Source organism: Salinicola sp. NYA28a, from assembly GCF_976982775.1.
Genome location: NZ_OZ334582.1, coordinates 644,855 through 659,570, shown reverse-complemented (window position 1 = coordinate 659,570; position 14,716 = coordinate 644,855). Strand labels below are relative to the sequence as shown.

Sequence of the window (14,716 nt, the reverse complement as noted above, 5' to 3'; positions counted from 1 at the left end):
AATCTCGAATCGAACATCAAGGGTTTTTACATGGCTATCGTCGATCCTCGCACCGGACAACCGCTGACCGGCCCGGAAGAAAGCGGCCAGAATGGCGCCGGCAACAACGTTGCTCCGGAGGACGTCATCGTCGACGTCACGCTGGAGAACTTCCAGCAGGTCGTGCTCGAGGGCTCGATGCAGCATCCGGTGCTGCTGCAGAGCTGGGCATCCTGGTGCGAGCCGTGCAAGAACTTGAAACCGGTGCTGGAGAAGCTGGCGCAGGAATACGCTGGCGCCTTCGTGCTGGCGCGGCTCGACATCGAAGCCTTCCCGCAGATCGCCTCCCAGCTCGGGGTACGCTCGGTGCCGGACGTCAAGCTGATTTCCCAGGGCCAGCTCTACGACCAGTTCCAGGGCGCGCTACCGGAAAAGCAGGTTCGCGAGTGGCTGGGCAAGTATCTCGAGGCACCGGCGAACGCCTCGCAGAGCCCGGAAGAGATGGCCGAGACGGCACTTGCCTCCGGAGACACCGAGACGGCCGAAGCGATCTATCAGGAACTGATCCAGCAGTATCCGGAGCACTACGATTACCAGATCGAGCTGGCCGGGGTGCAGGTCGCCGCCGGTCGCACCGCTGACGCCAAGCAGATCCTCGACAATCTGCCGCCGGAACACCGCGATGCGGCCAAGGCTCGCGGCGTGCGGGCACGCATCGAGTTCGGCGAGGAAGCCTTGAGCCAGGCCGATATCGACGCCCTGGGCGAGCGTGACGACAGCGAGGCGCAGTATCAGCGTGCCATGCGCCAGATCGCCGACGGCCAGTACGAAGCCGGACTCGAAGCGCTACTGGCTGTCATGAAACGGGATCGCGCCTACGGCGAGGACGCGGCACGCAAGACGCTGCTGCGCGTTTTCGATGCGCTGGGCGCCGAACACCCGCTGACCGTCACCTACCGCCGTCGCCTGTTCGCCATGCTCTACTGATCGACGTCGATCCACGTAATACCCGGAACGCCCGGCCCGAGTGAAAGCTCGCCCGGGCGTTTTCGTCAGGCTGGCTCGGCAAGCAACCGATCCAGCCTCATCAATGCCTCTTCGAGCCAGCTTCGCGGCATGCCGAAGTTGAGCCTGACGAAACCGGGCCAGCCGAAGTCGGCGCCATCGGAGAGCGCCACGCGTGCTTCTTCCAACAAGCGCTGCTGCGGCGACTCGGCCAACGCGCTATGGCGTAGATCCAGCCAGGCCAGGTAGGTCGCTTCCGGTGCTGTCATGGCCACGTTCGGCCAGCGCGAGACATGCGCTTCCACCAGGGCCAGATTGTCCCGCAGCTCACTCAGCAGCGCCTGGCGCCACTCCTCGCACTCGGCGTAGGCGGCTTGCGACGCGCTCAGGCCGAGCACGTTGACGCTCGGCAGCAAGCCGGCAGCCGCAGACTGGAATCTCTGGCGCAGATCGTCGTCGGCGATGATGGCGCAGGCGGAGGAGAGTCCCGCGATATTGAACGTCTTGGAGGGTGCCCACAGCGTGATCAGACGATCCTTCAGCTCCGGGCACAGCTGACCCAGCGGCCGATGAGAGACCGAAGGATCGAGAATCAGATCGCAGTGCAGCTCGTCGGAAATCACGATCAGGTCGTGACGCACCGCCAGCTCGGCCAGCCCCTTCATCTCCTCGGCGTTCCACACGCGCCCGGTGGGGTTGTGCGGGTGGCACCACAGCAATACGCGCGTGTTGGGCTGGATCGCCGCTTCCAGCGCCTCGAGATCGAGCCGCCAGGGTTCGCCAGGCGCAACGGGGTCGGCCAGCGCGAACGTCTGTGCTTCACGTCCGGTATTTCTGGCGACACTCAGAAACGGCGGATAGATCGGGGTCGCGGTGAGCACGCCCTGCCCCGGTTCGCTGAGTGCCATCGCCGCCAGATTGAGCGCCGGCACTACGCCGGGCACCCATAGCTGCCACGCTTTCTCGATCTGCCAGTCGTAGTGGTCACGGCTCCAGTCGCAAAGGGTTTGCTTCAGTGCCGCGGACACGTCACCGTAGCCGAAGACACCGTGCGCGACGCGTGACTCGAGCGCCGATATGACCGCCGGCGGCGAGCGAAAATCCATATCGGCGACCCAGAGGGGTAGGACGTCCTCGTCGTACTGCAGCCACTTCTTGGTGGCGTGCTGGCGGCGATCGATACGCGTGGCAAAATCGAAGTTCACGATAGTGATCTCATCATCGAAATGGATGGACAAATATGTGCGAGCGACCTGACGTGCCTGACAACGCTTCTCCCCGACCGTTCTACGCTCGGGTGCTGGCCGGCAATTCGAAACTGGTCGGCCACTGGCTGATGCTGGGGCAGGCCGATCCCGACCGTCTGGCCCTGATTCTGGCCGATACGGCGCGCATCGCCAAACTGGGAGAGCCGGAGTCGACACCGGACGGCGCCACGCTGACCCACTGGAGCGGTGACGCTACGCCACCGCGCTGGGCCGCCAGAACGGCGCTGTTCCTGCTGGTGCAGATGCCGGCCAGGCCCCTGCCCCGCGATGACGACGAGGCGTGCGCCTGGGCTTACTGCTGGCTGCACAATCGAGACTTCGACGCCTTCGAGACGGCGCGCGACGCGCTGCCCGATCACTTGCGCGAGCGCCTCGCGGCACCGCTGGCCGAAGCGTGGCACGACTATCGTGGGCTGCGCCTGGTCTGACCCGTCCGGCGCGAGCCATGCCAAGGCCCGAGCCGTTTGCGTACCAGCCTGTGTCAGGCCGCAGCGCACGCTGACACGAGCAGGCGGAGGATCAGAGGTTGTACTTGACGAGAAGACTCGCGGTATTTTGATCGGTATCGAAAGCCGTGCTGTTCTCGATGCCGTACTTGTTGCTCCAGTAGTCGTACTCGAAGCCGACGTAGAGTTTCTTCTCCCCCCACTGCATGGCCTTGCCGAGATCGTACTTGATCTGTGGATTGACATGCAGGTTGGCGTGATAGCTATCGTCGTTATCTACTACCCAGTCGATATAGCCATCGATCAGGAAGTCCGACTCTCCCGCCGGGATCGTCACCGACCATACCGGCGTGATCTGCCAGGTATCGCCATCACGATCTCCATCCGGGTCGCGGTGATAGACATTGATCTGAGCGTAGTCGAAACCGGGGATCGCCAGGTCGACCCCCATGCCCAGTAACGTCGTTTCCACATCTCCTTCGCCAAACTCGCGGGTGCCTGCCAGCAGCACGTCGCTGATCGGCCCCAGCTTGAAGGACTGGTCGAAGATCTTGTTGAACGAAAACCGGGGCGTGAACTCGCCGTAAAGAGTATTGCTGCCATTGGTGGCGGATTCTTCGCCGTTGTAGAAAATCTTGTCGACGAAAATGAACAGATCCCCTACCGTCCAGCTACTGGCATGCTCGAAAGTTACCGTCTGCTGCGTCGACGGATCGACTTCGAAATTCTGCCCGTACAAGTAGGTCAGGCTATTGCCCTGCCACAGAATCGGACTAGCGGCCGCTGCCTCGCCAGCCACACCGAGGGCCGCTCCTGCAATCACGCCGATGGCGACCGTGCTCTGTCTCAAACCTTTCATCCCACCCTGCTCCTATGTCATGGGTCGCTCTCTGGCGCTTGAACTCGAGATCCTGAAGACCCGGAACCAGAAGGAGCAAAAGGCGTGCCAGTCGACTATTTTTGTGTACAAAACAATGGACGCGCGACGAAACATAGACGCCGGTATATCGAGGCGTTTTCATAACGCACTGTTTCAACTCAGATCTCTCTCAAAACCTGACCGATTGCACAAGTTTGAGGCAGGCTTCAGGAACGACGACGCCTGGCCTGACGCTTGGGAACGAAGCCGTCCGGCTTGGTTGCCAGCCACTCGGCAAAGGCGCGAATATCGGGATGCGACAGCAGCGCTTCGCGACTTGCATAATGATCGGCCAGCTCGCGCTCGCTCAATGTCCGGTGAAGGTGGGAATGACACGGTCGGCAGACCCAGAGAATGGCCATCTGCATCAGATCGCGCCCAAGGCGCTTGCGATAGCGCGGTTTGCGGTGCAACGTTCTAGGGATGAGATGATGACGCGTCAACGGCGCGGCACGTTCGCACAGCGCGCAACGCTCGGTCACCTCGCAGCCCGCCATGTCATCGTCAGTCACCATCGGCAAGGAGTCTCCATCGCGTGGTCAGCTTAGAAACACCTTCGGGTTTTCCGCAACCCGTCTCGACCGGAACGGGAATCGCACCATGACGCCCGCGATCCGCCTGCTAGAATCACGCGGTGTGGCCCACGAGGTCACCAGCTACGAACTGGGTAGTGAATCGGAGGCGGCCTCCCACAACTCCTATGGTCTCGATGCCGCCCAGGCGCTGTCGTTGCCGCCTGCCAGCGTGTTCAAGACACTGCTCGCCCAGCTCGACGACGGGCGCCTGGTGGTCGCCCTGGTGCCCGTCGACGCCACGCTGGATCTCAAGGCGCTGGCCAAGGCCGCCGGCTCACGCAAGGCGCGCATGGCGGAGGCCCCGGTGGCCGAGCGCACCACCGGCTATCTGGTCGGCGGCATCAGCCCGTTGGGTCAGAAGAAACGTCTGCCGACCTTCATCGACGAGAGCGCCACGGCCATGGAGACGATGCACGTCAGCGGGGGCCGGCGCGGCCTCGAACTGTCGCTGGCGCCGAGCGACCTGATCGCCCTGACCGCAGCTCGCACTGCGGCCCTGGCCCGGCGCGGTTGACCTTTCGCATGTCGATAGACTTCGACCTGTGGATCGATCCTGACGATCTCGATCGCCATCGTGCCATCGAGCGAGTGCTGGAGCACTACTTCATGGAGCGCCTGGCCGACTATCCGCATCTGCGTTTGCCGGGTCCCGATCCCTACGACTATGATGCGCCGTTCAATCGACTGCACGCCGTGCTGGTCGAACGCGCCCGCGACTACCTGCTGCGCGACTATCTCTACTCGCCCACGCCGATGCAGCTGAGCCAGGCCTTCTATCGCGCCGTGGCTCGTTCCAACAAGGTCATACTGGATTCCTCCCATGGTGATTCACACCAATCAGATACCGACTGACGCCCAACTGGCGATCATCACCGAACAGCTGGGCCGCCCGCCCCGAGGTCTCGAAGCGGTTGCCGCCACCGACAGTCACGGCCGGCCGCTGGTCCTGCGCATGGCGCCGATCGTCGACGACGCGCCCTTCCCGACGCTCTACTGGCTCTCTTGCGAGCGTCTCAAGGTGGTGCTGTCACGACTCGAGGCCAGTGGCGTGATCAAGGAACTGGAAGCCCGACTGCAGCAGGACTCCGAATGGCTGGCAAGCTATCACCAGAGCCACGCCGATTACGTGAGACAGCGCTGGGATTTCATGACCGATGAGCAGCGTGAAGCGGTAGAAAAACGCGGCTATTCGCAATTGATGCGCGAGCGCGGCGTCGGCGGAATCACCAACTGGGATCAGGTGCGCTGCCTGCATACGCAGTACGCTCACCATCTCTGCGGCGACAACGCCATCGGCCGCTGGCTCGACGCAGAGCATGACGTCGCAGCCAGCATTCCGTGATCACAGGGAATTCTCCGTTCTCTCTTTCATCATTCGTTTTCCAGGAGCGATAGCGTGCAAATCTGTGTTTATCTGGGCTCGCGTGAAGGCAAAGATCCCCGTTTCGCCGAAGCGACGGACGCACTCGGCGCGGCGATCGCCAGACGCGGCTGGGGCCTGGTCTATGGCGGCGCCCGTAACGGATTGATGGGCCGGCTGGCCAACGCCTGCCTAGCCGAAGGCGGTGAAGTGATCGGCGTGATGCCAGAACATCTCGTGCAGCGCGAAGTCTCGCACCATGGCCTGACCCGGCTGATCCGGGTCGACAACATGCACGAACGCAAGGCGGCCATGGCCGCGCATGCCGATGCCTTCATCGCCCTGCCCGGCGGTATCGGTACGCTGGAGGAGCTGTTCGAGATCTGGACCTGGCGCTACCTCGACCTGCACGACAAACCGATCGGCGTGCTCAATGTCGCCGACTTCTACTCGCCGCTGCTGACCTTCCTCGACACTACCGTCGAACACGGCTTTCTCGATGTCGCCACCCGCCGCACGCTGTTCGCCGAGGCCGATATCGAAACCCTGCTGGATCGCCTTGGCCGAAGATGCCAGACTGAGAAATCACGACGCTTGAACGACGCGGTTCGAGCACCGGTAACGTATCCGTCAAGGAGGATTGGGAATGCATGCCATCGCCATCGAAGACAAACGGATGATCTGGCGCGAACACGACGACCTCGGCCCGCTGGGCGCCAGCGACGTGCGGATCGATGTGGCCTGGGCGGGAATGAACCGCGCCGACCTGATGCAGCGTGGCGGCAACTATCCACCGCCGCCGGGCGAATCCGAGATTCCGGGGCTGGAAGTCAGCGGCACGATCAGCGAAGTCGGCCGGGGTGTCGAGCGCTTTCGCAAGGGCGACCGCGTCTGCGCCCTGCTGGCCGGCGGCGGCTATGCCGAGCAGGTCGTGGTCAACGAAGCGCAGGTTCTGCCCATCCCCCAGGGCCTGGGGCTACGTGAAGCCGCCGCGCTGCCGGAAGTCTTCGCGACCGCCTGGCTCAATCTCTACATGGAAGGGGCGGTTCAGACCGGCCAGCGCGTCCTGCTGCACGCTGCCGCCAGCGGCGTGGGCACGGCGGCGATCCAGCTCTGCCGCGTGTTCGGCAACCCCTGTTTCGTGACCGCCGGCAGCGCCGACAAGCTGGAAACCTGTTACCGGCTTGGCGCCGATGCCGGCTGGAATCGGCACGATGGCAGCTTCGTCGAAGCGGTCAAGGAGTGGGGCGGCGCCGACATGATTCTCGATCCGGTAGGCGGCGACTACATCGCCCAGGATCTCGCGGTCCTGAATCCTGACGGGCGTCTGGTGCTGATCGGGCTGATGGGTGGGCTGGAAGCACAGGTCAATCTGGGCCGCATGCTGATGAAGCGTCAACGCCTGATCGGCTCGACACTTCGCTCGCGCTCGGCGAAAGCCAAGGGCGGGATTCTCGACGCGCTTCACGCGCATGTGTGGCCCAAACTGAGCAGTGGCGAGATCAAGCCGCTGATTGCCAGCACCTGGTCGATTCAGGAAGCCGAAACCGCCATGCAGCATCTTTCCGACAACGCCAATATCGGCAAGCTGCTGCTGAGCGTCAGCGGTGAAGGCTAGATCCGGAAGTCGAGCGGGGGGCTACTTGGCGTTTAGCGTCTCGGCATAGGTCAGCTGCAGCAGGCGGGCATCGTCGCCGGCGCGATGCCGGCGGATTTCATGCGCTTCGGCGAGTCGCGCCTTGGTGTCGGCCCAGCATTCGGTCTGCGCCTCGCTCAGCAGACGCCGCAGCGCCTCCAGTCGAAATCGCGGCAGCATCCCCGCCTGATCGAACAGCAGCGACAACCAGGTGTTGTCGTAGCCCCAGCTGTCGCTGTAGGCGATCCCCGCCGATGCCAATTCGTCGTTGAGCCAGCGGGCGATCTCGATGGGAGGATGCCCCTCGCGAATCAGACGAGCGCGGGATATCCCGTGCAGCAGTTCCGCCTTGGGATCCCAGTGCGTCCACTCCCGTACCGGCTGAATCAGGAATGCACAGCGGCTGCCATCGGCACGGGCCAGGCCGATCTCGATGGGATAACTGCCACGGCCAAAGCCGGATGCTTCGATGTCTAGCAGGGTGGGCAGCAACACGTTGCGGGCTCCCTCTCCATGATGCCGTCTCATCTTGCGACGCCGATGAGGCATCATCATGACAGCGTTGGGGCGTAACTTCACCCCGACACCGTGACGATGGCGGGGTACGCAGGATGCGCCGACGGTTGCGGGCTCTCAGTGCGTGGCGAGCGCGACGGGCGTCTCGCCGTTGGGACCATCTTCAGCCAGATTGCGCGCCCAGCGCTGCCATTCATCCGCGCGGGCGGGGTCGTGCGGCAAGCCGAGCTCGCCGCGACGATACGCATCGGCCAGGCGCTCCGCGGCCCGAACATGACCATTCTCGCCGGCGCGAGCGTACCAGGTCACCGCATGGTGAACGCTGGGCTGATACTGCGAGCAACCCAGCTCGTAGATGCGGCCGGCCTGGTACTGGGCGTGACGGTCGCCCTGCTGTGCCGCCTGCAGCACGTAGCGCGCGCCGGTCGACTTGTCCCTCGGGGATATCCCGCGGTGCATCAGCACTCGGCCGTAGAGCGAGCGAGCCGGCACATGACCAGCATCGGCACAGCGCTTGAACCAGCGCAACATCAGGCGCTGCTTGCTCGGCGAGCGTGTCATCCAGCGCGTATGGCTAAGCTGCGTCGCCAGATGAAACTCGAAACGCGTAAAGAAAGAAAACGTCTGTGGCATAACTGACAGTGACCCTGGAAACTGGGACCCATTGACGGTCCGAACTACCGTGTCGATCTGGACGCTCTTGTTCTCTATTGCCGCAACACCTACTACATTGCCGCAACACCTACTACCGCAACGTCAGGCAACGCTCTATGGCGCGTCGGAATCGACCTTTCACAGGCGCACTCGGCCGGGGGGCCGGGCGGCGAAAGGCCGCAAGAATACGCCTGCCCGGGCGGCGACTCAACCCCCGGCTTCCAGGCCCGGTTTGCCGCCTCACGACGGCGCCAGTAACATACGATTTTCAGCCCGTTTTTCGTCCCCATGGTTTGTCTCGATCGGGCCATTTCAACCTGGAGTGCAACATGCAGCGACGCCCCTTAGGCAAGACCGACATGCAGGTTTCGCGCCTGTGTCTCGGCACGATGACGTTCGGCGAACAGAACACCGAAGCCGAAGCGCACGAACAGCTCGACCGCGCCATCGCCGCCGACATCAATTTCATCGACGCCGCCGAGATGTATCCGGTGCCGCCGAAGCCCGAGACGCAGGGCCGCACCGAAGCCTATATCGGCAGCTGGCTGCAAAAACGTGGCAAGCGCGACGACCTGATCATCGCCAGCAAGGCGGCGGGTGCCGGACGTGGCATGGAACACCTGCGGGGCGGGCCGCGGCATACCCGCGAGCAGATCCACCAGGCCCTGGACGCAAGCCTGAAGCGCCTGCAGACCGACTACCTCGACCTCTATCAGCTCCACTGGCCCGATCGTCACGTCAACTGCTTCGGTCAGCTGGGCTACCTGCCGGGCGACGACAGCGATGCCACGCCGCTGGAAGAGACTCTCGGCGCGCTGAAGGATGCCGTCGATGCCGGCAAGATCCGCGCCATCGGGCTTTCCAACGACACCCCCTGGGGCGTCATGCGCTGCCTGCATCTGGCCGATACCCAGGGCCTGCCGCGCGTCGCCAGCGTCCAGAACCCCTACAACCTGCTCAACCGCAGCTTCGAAGTGGGCCTTTCCGAAATCGCCCATCGCGAAGACGTCGGCCTGCTGGCCTACTCGCCGCTGGCGTTCGGCGTGCTCTCGGGGAAATATCTCGACGGCCAGAAGCCGCCCAAGGGCCGCCTGACCCTGTTCGAGCGCTTCTCCCGCTATACCTCCGAGCTGGCCGAGGAAGCGACCCGAGCCTACGTCGACATCGCCCGCGAGCACGGCCTGGACCCGGCCCAGATGGCACTGGCCTACGTGACCTCACGACCGTTCGTGACCAGCAACATCATCGGTGCGACCACCCTCGAACAGCTCGATGCCAACATCGCCAGCGACTCGCTCGAACTCTCCGACGACGTGCTCGACGCGATCGAAGCGGTGCACCGAAGAATCTCCAACCCCTGCCCCTGACGCCCGCCAGCGACGGCAGTCGATAACGCAACGTTTCCCATACGGATAAGCGCGCCATGCTCAGCATCATCTCTCCGGCCAAGACGCTGGACTTCGAAACGCCCTCGTCGACACGGGACGTCACCCAACCCGACTATCTCGATCAGAGTCGGGCACTGATCGAGATCCTGCGCGGCTACTCACCCCAGCAGCTGTCGGAACTGATGGGCATTAGCGACAAGCTGGCCGGACTCAACGCGGCGCGCTATGCCGAGTGGCAGACGCCGTTCTCGATGGACAACGCCAAGCCCGCGGCACAGGCCTTCCAGGGCGACGTCTACGTCGGTCTGGAAGCCGCCACCTTCAGCGACGCCGACAACGCCTTCGCGCAGGATCACCTGCGGATTCTGTCCGGCCTCTACGGCATGCTGCGACCGCTGGATCTGATCCAGCCCTATCGCCTGGAAATGGGCATCCGGCTGGAGAACGCCGCAGGCAAGGACCTGTACGCCTACTGGCAGGACCGGCTGACCCGGGATCTGGACGCGGCGGTCGCCGCCAGCGGCAGTTCGACTCTGGTCAACCTCGCCTCCAACGAGTACAGCAAGGCCATCGATTTCAAGCAGCTCGAGGCCGATGTCGTCTCCCCGGTGTTCAGAGACGAGAAGAACGGCCAGTTCAAGATCATCAGCTTCTATGCCAAGAAGGCCCGGGGGCTGATGGCGGCCTGGCTGATACGCGAACGGGTCGAGAAGCCTTCAGCTCTGACCGAATTCGACGTGGCCGGCTACCGATACTCGCCGGAAGAGTCGAAGTCGGACAAGCCGGTTTTCCGCCGTCGCGAGCAGGATCGTGACTAGACCAGGCGACTAGACTCGATAGACGCGACTAAAGAAGCAGCCCGGGCCTCCCGGCATTCAGCTTCCATTCATGACGATCTGCGATAATGCTCGCAGCAACGAGTGCGCCCGAACGGTGCCATGCAGGTCCGTCACTCGTCCAGGACAACGATTTCAGGAGAAAGCCATGCGACATCTGCTCGTCATGATTATGGTCGGCCTGCTCGGTTTCAGCGCCGCAGTCGACCACGCCGAGGCGCGCCGTCTCGGCGGCGGCAAGAGTTTCGGTTCCTACTCGCGCTCGGTTCAACAGCCGACGCCGACCACCACGCGCAGTAACGCCTCGGCACCGCCACGCCAGCCGAGCGCCGGACTCTCCCGCTTCGCCGGCCCGTTGGCCGGGATGCTGGCCGGCGGCCTGCTGGCATCGCTGTTCTTCGGCGGCGCCTTCGACGGCTTCCGGATGCTCGACATGCTGCTGATCGCGCTGGTGGCGTTCATCGCCTTCCGGCTCATTGCGGGCCGTCGGCGGCATGCGACGGCCGGCCATCGCGACGGCGGCCAGCCCAACGACACGATGCGGGAAGACAACAGCGCCCAGCCAACGCCGTTCATGGGCGGCAACGCCGCGGGAACGCACACCGGCGGCATCGCCACCGAACCGGCCTGGTTCGATCGCGAGCGCTTCCTGACCGGTGCCAAGGAGCACTTCACTACGCTCCAGCGCGCCTGGGACAACAATGACCTCAGCCAGATCCAGGAGTACGTCACGCCCGAGCTCTACAACCTGCTGAAAGCGGAACGCATGGCGCAGCCGGCCAACAACCGCACCGAGATCGTGCGCCTGTTCGCCGAACTGGGCAGCGTGCAGGAGTTCAAGGACGAGGCCGAAGCGACGGTCCTGTTCCATGGCGTGCTCGACGAAAACGGCGAAGAGACCGAATTCAACGAAACCTGGCACCTCAAGCGCTCCCTGCGCGACGGCGCACCCTGGTACATTCAGGGGATCGAGCAGAACCCCACGGCCTGAGTTGGCACCCGGCGTCTCGGCACGACTGACGCCAAGGCACCGGGACCAGCGCTGACAAAAGCCGCTTGAAAGGAAAGGCCCGAGCCTGTCGTCGACAGGCTCGAGCCTTTTGCGTTGCTTGCGTCGTCGCTGTTCTGGAGCGTGACGAAAGTTGAGCCGATGCCCGTGAAAGCGACTCGACAGCCGATGGCGAAAGTGCCAACAATGCGACAACGCCATCATTTCGAGGGAGCTGTCATGTCGATAACGGTTACGGTCTTGGACGACTATCAGGGATGCTGTGCCTTTCTCGACGCCGCCCACGAACTCGACGGCAGCGACGTGCGCCTGGACATCGAACATCGACATCTCGACGACCAGGCACTGCCCGCCCGCCTGTTGGACAGCGACGCCATCATCCTGATCCGCGAACGCACCTCGTTGACCCGCGAACTGCTTGAGCAGTTGCCTAACCTCAAGCTGGTGGTCCAGACCGGGCGACTCTCCTCGGCCATCGATGTCGAGGCCTGCAAGGAACTGGGCATCGCCGTTCGTGATGGCGGCGGCTCGCCGATCGCGCCGGCGGAGCTCACCTGGCTGCTGATCATGGCGGGCTGTCGGCGTCTGGGCGGCTATCTCGCCCGACAGGCCGAGGGCGACTGGCAGCGCACCAACGAGCGCCTGGAAGCGGAGTCGCTGGGCCATGCCGTTCACGGGCGCACGCTGGGGATCTGGGGACTGGGCAAGATCGGCAGCCGGGTCGCCGGCTATGCCCAGGCATTCGGCATGGAGGTCGTCGCGCACGGAAGAGAGGGCAGCGCCGGTCGCGCCTTCGAGCTGGGCGTGGCGTTCGAGCCCGATCGTCACGCCTTCCTCGCCCGCTGCGACGTGGTCAGCCTGCATCTCAAGCTCAACGGCGACACTCGCGGCATGATCACCCCGGCGGATCTGGCGGCGATGCGCGCCGATGCCCTGCTGGTCAACACCAGCCGTGCCGAGCTGATCCGCCCCGGCGCCCTGCTCGATGCCCTGGATGCCGGCCGCCCCGGCGCGGCGGCGCTGGACGTGTTCGAGAACGAGCCCGAGGGCGCCAGCGCTTACCAGGCCCACCCCCGCGTGCTGGCGACACCGCATATCGGCTTCGTCGAGAAGGACACCTACGAGCTCTACTTTTCCACCGCCTTCCGCCAGGTCCGGGAGTTTTTCGCCGCCTAGAACGCAAAACGACAACCCCGGCCGAAGCCGGCGTTGTCGTAGACGTAGACATAGACGTAAACGTTGCCAAACCTGGCGTTACTGCCCTGGCGCTACTGTCGCCCGAACAGGTGCTTGCGCGCCTCGTCGGTCATTTCCACGTTGTTCTGCGGGTTGATCTCCTCGGCCTTCTCGTAGGCGCGAATGACCGCTTCGCGCTCGCCGACCTGCTCGAACCAGCGCTGCAGGCTGGGATAATCCTCCAGGTCCTGGCCCTGCTTCTCGTAGGGCTTGATCCACGGCCAGATCGCCATGTCGGCGATGGAGTAGTCGTCGCCGGCGACGAAGTCGTTGTCGTCGAGCTGCTTGTCGAGCACGCGATAGAGCCGCGAGGTCTCGTTGATATAGCGCTCGATGGCGTAATCGATCTTCTTCGGCGCGTAGTTACGGAAATGATGGTTCTGGCCCGCCATCGGCCCCAGCCCGCCCATCTGCCAATAGAGCCACTGCAGCACGCGGTAGCGCTGGCGCCCGCTCTTGGGCAGAAACTTGCCGCTCTTGTCGGCCAGATATTCGAGAATCGCACCGGACTCGAACAGCGACAGCGGCTGGCCGCCGTCGGCCGGGGCGCGATCGACGATGGCGGGGATGCGGTTGTTGGGGGCGATCTCGAGAAACTCAGGCGCGAACTGCTCGCCCTTGCCGATATTGACCGGATGAATCCGGTAGTCGAGCCCCGCTTCCTCGAGAAAAAGCGTGATCTTGTGACCGTTGGGGGTCGTCCAGTAGTAGAGATCGATCATCACAGGCTCCTGTCGTGACGACCGGCGGTAAGCCGGATGCTGTCAGGATAGGCCTTGCGCCGGGCGACGTCTCGCTCGACATCGCCCGGCACTCGACAAAAGCGGCGCTCAGTCGGCGAACGCCCCTTCGATATCGACGATCCGCGTCGCCTCGCGGCCGACACCGCCATGCAGATCCAGCATGCGCTGGAACCAGGCGTAGACCGGGTCGGCGTTGGAGATCAGATCGGCAGCGGAGGTGACCCGCGCCCACATGAACGCGCCCACGACCAGGTAATCGGAAGCTCCGGCCTCGTCGCCTTCCAGGAACGGCGACTCGTCCAGCCGTCCGCGCATCGGCTCCAGTGCCTTGTCGAGCATCGACAGCCCCTGGCTCGGCGAATGCATCTCCTCGAGCGTGCGGCCGAACGCCTTTTCGCGGGTCGTGCGGAAATACTCGCAGTCATCGGGATGCACGGCGTTGAACACGTCCATCAGGATGGTGCGCATGATGCCCGGCGCCAACGAACGCTCGGCGTAGAACTTGAAGAAGCGCGCCCGCGCCTCGGCCACGCCGTCCCCCAGCAGCGGCTTGTCGGGATAGACACGATCGAGATAGCGGAATATCTCGTAGCTGTCGGTCACCGTCTGGTCGCCATCCACCAGCACCGGCACTTTCGATTGGTCGGAGAAGGCGAGCGCCTCCTTGTCGGTGAACTTCCACGGTACGAATTCGCAATCGAGCCCTTTATGCGCCAGCGCATACTTGACCCGCCAGCAGTAGGGAGAAAATCGCAGGCGTTCGTCACGCCCGCACAGATCGAACATCTTGCGGCTCATGTCACACTCCTCATCAGATTCGGTTGTCACTGCCCAGGTCCGAGCAGCATGTCCAAGGGAAGATAAGCCGTCAAACCCGATGAATGCGCGCCCCCTTCGTTTTCTCCTCCTTCCATACCACTATCGCCGCTCGCCTCCGGGCAGGCGGCGATGTCCATTAGTCGCAGCGCAACGCCGCCCGTCCGCCGATTTCATCCTGTCAACGACTGGATAAACCCTTTACATTCAGCAACTTGAAATACAGTTTCGATCCTCCGCCTGCGATGGTAATACCAATTAACCACGATTGGCAGTGACACGTTCTATGGTTATCTTCCGATTCAATCGCCGCGGGCCGGGTATCGGAGG

The 14,716-nt window shown here is 63.6% G+C and carries 17 protein-coding genes and 1 pseudogene; 11 read left to right on the top strand and 7 right to left on the bottom strand.

The window, feature by feature from the left end:
• Positions 1 to 30 precede the first annotated feature (30 nt).
• Positions 31 to 966 (top strand): tetratricopeptide repeat protein, encoded by a 936-nt coding sequence (locus ACWHY3_RS03165; RefSeq protein WP_087717817.1) that lies wholly within the window; start codon positions 31 to 33, stop codon positions 964 to 966.
• A 65-nt stretch (positions 967 to 1,031) separates the two neighbouring features.
• On the opposite strand, the gene ACWHY3_RS03160 is transcribed toward ACWHY3_RS03165, so the two are convergent.
• Positions 1,032 to 2,189, bottom strand: a complete 1,158-nt coding sequence (locus ACWHY3_RS03160) for a MalY/PatB family protein (RefSeq protein WP_448127541.1) — start codon at positions 2,187 to 2,189, stop codon at positions 1,032 to 1,034.
• 131 nt (positions 2,190 to 2,320) lie between these two features.
• Here ACWHY3_RS03160 and ACWHY3_RS03155 point away from each other — a divergent pair, with 131 nt between their 5' ends.
• Positions 2,321 to 2,680 (top strand): hypothetical protein, encoded by a 360-nt coding sequence (locus ACWHY3_RS03155; protein WP_256961030.1) that lies wholly within the window; start codon positions 2,321 to 2,323, stop codon positions 2,678 to 2,680.
• 91 nt (positions 2,681 to 2,771) lie between these two features.
• Here the strand turns inward: ACWHY3_RS03155 and ACWHY3_RS03150 are convergent, their stop codons facing one another.
• Positions 2,772 to 3,557, bottom strand: coding sequence for an outer membrane protein OmpK (locus tag ACWHY3_RS03150; RefSeq protein ID WP_087717573.1), 786 nt, complete (start codon positions 3,555 to 3,557; stop codon positions 2,772 to 2,774).
• 227 nt (positions 3,558 to 3,784) lie between these two features.
• Positions 3,785 to 4,132 (bottom strand): HNH endonuclease, encoded by a 348-nt coding sequence (locus ACWHY3_RS03145; protein WP_256960981.1) that lies wholly within the window; start codon positions 4,130 to 4,132, stop codon positions 3,785 to 3,787.
• 85 nt (positions 4,133 to 4,217) lie between these two features.
• Here ACWHY3_RS03145 and ybaK point away from each other — a divergent pair, with 85 nt between their 5' ends.
• The 5 genes and pseudogenes from ybaK to ACWHY3_RS03120 all read left to right on the top strand — a co-directional run bounded on the left by ybaK (position 4,218) and on the right by ACWHY3_RS03120 (position 7,170).
• A complete protein-coding gene (gene ybaK, locus ACWHY3_RS03140) occupies positions 4,218 to 4,706 on the top strand; it encodes a Cys-tRNA(Pro) deacylase (RefSeq protein WP_087717572.1) in 489 nt (162 codons plus the stop codon).
• 8 nt (positions 4,707 to 4,714) lie between these two features.
• Complete coding sequence (locus ACWHY3_RS03135; protein ID WP_087717571.1) at positions 4,715 to 5,044, top strand: hypothetical protein; 330 nt, start codon at positions 4,715 to 4,717, stop codon at positions 5,042 to 5,044.
• The gene (locus tag ACWHY3_RS03130; protein ID WP_087717570.1) at positions 5,013 to 5,534 is read left to right on the top strand and encodes a DUF501 domain-containing protein; all 522 of its coding nucleotides are present in this window, start codon (positions 5,013 to 5,015) and stop codon (positions 5,532 to 5,534) included. Before ACWHY3_RS03135 ends, ACWHY3_RS03130 begins: the two co-directional genes overlap by 32 nt.
• A gap of 54 nt (positions 5,535 to 5,588) precedes the next feature.
• A pseudogene (locus ACWHY3_RS03125) lies at positions 5,589 to 6,113 on the top strand (LOG family protein); the annotation flags it as partial.
• A gap of 85 nt (positions 6,114 to 6,198) precedes the next feature.
• Entirely contained in the window at positions 6,199 to 7,170 is a 972-nt protein-coding gene (locus ACWHY3_RS03120) for an NAD(P)H-quinone oxidoreductase (RefSeq protein ID WP_087717569.1), read from the top strand.
• A 21-nt stretch (positions 7,171 to 7,191) separates the two neighbouring features.
• Here ACWHY3_RS03120 and ACWHY3_RS03115 read toward each other — a convergent pair whose 3' ends face one another.
• Together ACWHY3_RS03115 and ACWHY3_RS03110 are read right to left on the bottom strand one after the other, a co-directional pair.
• A complete protein-coding gene (locus tag ACWHY3_RS03115) occupies positions 7,192 to 7,683 on the bottom strand; it encodes a 3'-5' exonuclease (protein ID WP_256960980.1) in 492 nt (163 codons plus the stop codon).
• 138 nt (positions 7,684 to 7,821) lie between these two features.
• Positions 7,822 to 8,337 (bottom strand): tetratricopeptide repeat protein, encoded by a 516-nt coding sequence (locus ACWHY3_RS03110; RefSeq protein ID WP_087717568.1) that lies wholly within the window; start codon positions 8,335 to 8,337, stop codon positions 7,822 to 7,824.
• Positions 8,338 to 8,687: 350 nt separating this feature from the next.
• On the opposite strand from ACWHY3_RS03110, the gene ACWHY3_RS03105 reads away from it, so the two are divergent.
• The 4 genes from ACWHY3_RS03105 to ACWHY3_RS03090 all read left to right on the top strand — a co-directional run bounded on the left by ACWHY3_RS03105 (position 8,688) and on the right by ACWHY3_RS03090 (position 12,767).
• Positions 8,688 to 9,725 (top strand): NADP(H)-dependent aldo-keto reductase, encoded by a 1,038-nt coding sequence (locus ACWHY3_RS03105; protein ID WP_322528837.1) that lies wholly within the window; start codon positions 8,688 to 8,690, stop codon positions 9,723 to 9,725.
• A gap of 56 nt (positions 9,726 to 9,781) precedes the next feature.
• Complete coding sequence (gene yaaA / locus ACWHY3_RS03100) at positions 9,782 to 10,564, top strand: peroxide stress protein YaaA (RefSeq protein WP_322528836.1); 783 nt, start codon at positions 9,782 to 9,784, stop codon at positions 10,562 to 10,564.
• Between the two features lie 166 nt (positions 10,565 to 10,730).
• A complete protein-coding gene (locus ACWHY3_RS03095; protein ID WP_448127540.1) occupies positions 10,731 to 11,573 on the top strand; it encodes a Tim44 domain-containing protein in 843 nt (280 codons plus the stop codon).
• Between the two features lie 237 nt (positions 11,574 to 11,810).
• Positions 11,811 to 12,767 carry a D-2-hydroxyacid dehydrogenase family protein gene (locus tag ACWHY3_RS03090; RefSeq protein ID WP_448127539.1) on the top strand — a complete coding sequence of 319 codons (957 nt, stop codon included), beginning with the start codon at positions 11,811 to 11,813 and terminating at the stop codon, positions 12,765 to 12,767.
• 92 nt (positions 12,768 to 12,859) lie between these two features.
• On the opposite strand, the gene ACWHY3_RS03085 is transcribed toward ACWHY3_RS03090, so the two are convergent.
• Positions 12,860 to 13,549 carry a glutathione binding-like protein gene (locus ACWHY3_RS03085; protein ID WP_448127538.1) on the bottom strand — a complete coding sequence of 230 codons (690 nt, stop codon included), beginning with the start codon at positions 13,547 to 13,549 and terminating at the stop codon, positions 12,860 to 12,862.
• 108 nt (positions 13,550 to 13,657) lie between these two features.
• On the bottom strand, positions 13,658 to 14,368 hold the full coding sequence (locus ACWHY3_RS03080) for a glutathione S-transferase N-terminal domain-containing protein (RefSeq protein ID WP_332780174.1): 711 nt from the start codon (positions 14,366 to 14,368) through the stop codon (positions 13,658 to 13,660).
• Positions 14,369 to 14,716: the final 348 nt, after the last annotated feature.

Coding starts and splice junctions, on each gene's coding strand:
- ACWHY3_RS03085 (WP_448127538.1), bottom strand. CDS start 13,549: ATGATCGATCTCTACTACTGGACGACCCCCAACGGTCACAAGATCACG.
- ACWHY3_RS03130 (WP_087717570.1), top strand. CDS start 5,013: ATGGTGATTCACACCAATCAGATACCGACTGACGCCCAACTGGCGATC.
- ACWHY3_RS03080 (WP_332780174.1), bottom strand. CDS start 14,368: ATGAGCCGCAAGATGTTCGATCTGTGCGGGCGTGACGAACGCCTGCGA.
- ACWHY3_RS03090 (WP_448127539.1), top strand. CDS start 11,811: ATGTCGATAACGGTTACGGTCTTGGACGACTATCAGGGATGCTGTGCC.
- ACWHY3_RS03135 (WP_087717571.1), top strand. CDS start 4,715: ATGTCGATAGACTTCGACCTGTGGATCGATCCTGACGATCTCGATCGC.
- ACWHY3_RS03110 (WP_087717568.1), bottom strand. CDS start 8,337: ATGCCACAGACGTTTTCTTTCTTTACGCGTTTCGAGTTTCATCTGGCG.
- ybaK (WP_087717572.1), top strand. CDS start 4,218: ATGACGCCCGCGATCCGCCTGCTAGAATCACGCGGTGTGGCCCACGAG.
- ACWHY3_RS03155 (WP_256961030.1), top strand. CDS start 2,321: ATGCTGGGGCAGGCCGATCCCGACCGTCTGGCCCTGATTCTGGCCGAT.
- ACWHY3_RS03105 (WP_322528837.1), top strand. CDS start 8,688: ATGCAGCGACGCCCCTTAGGCAAGACCGACATGCAGGTTTCGCGCCTG.
- ACWHY3_RS03095 (WP_448127540.1), top strand. CDS start 10,731: ATGCGACATCTGCTCGTCATGATTATGGTCGGCCTGCTCGGTTTCAGC.
- yaaA (WP_322528836.1), top strand. CDS start 9,782: ATGCTCAGCATCATCTCTCCGGCCAAGACGCTGGACTTCGAAACGCCC.
- ACWHY3_RS03145 (WP_256960981.1), bottom strand. CDS start 4,132: ATGGTGACTGACGATGACATGGCGGGCTGCGAGGTGACCGAGCGTTGC.
- ACWHY3_RS03150 (WP_087717573.1), bottom strand. CDS start 3,557: ATGAAAGGTTTGAGACAGAGCACGGTCGCCATCGGCGTGATTGCAGGA.
- ACWHY3_RS03120 (WP_087717569.1), top strand. CDS start 6,199: ATGCATGCCATCGCCATCGAAGACAAACGGATGATCTGGCGCGAACAC.
- ACWHY3_RS03165 (WP_087717817.1), top strand. CDS start 31: ATGGCTATCGTCGATCCTCGCACCGGACAACCGCTGACCGGCCCGGAA.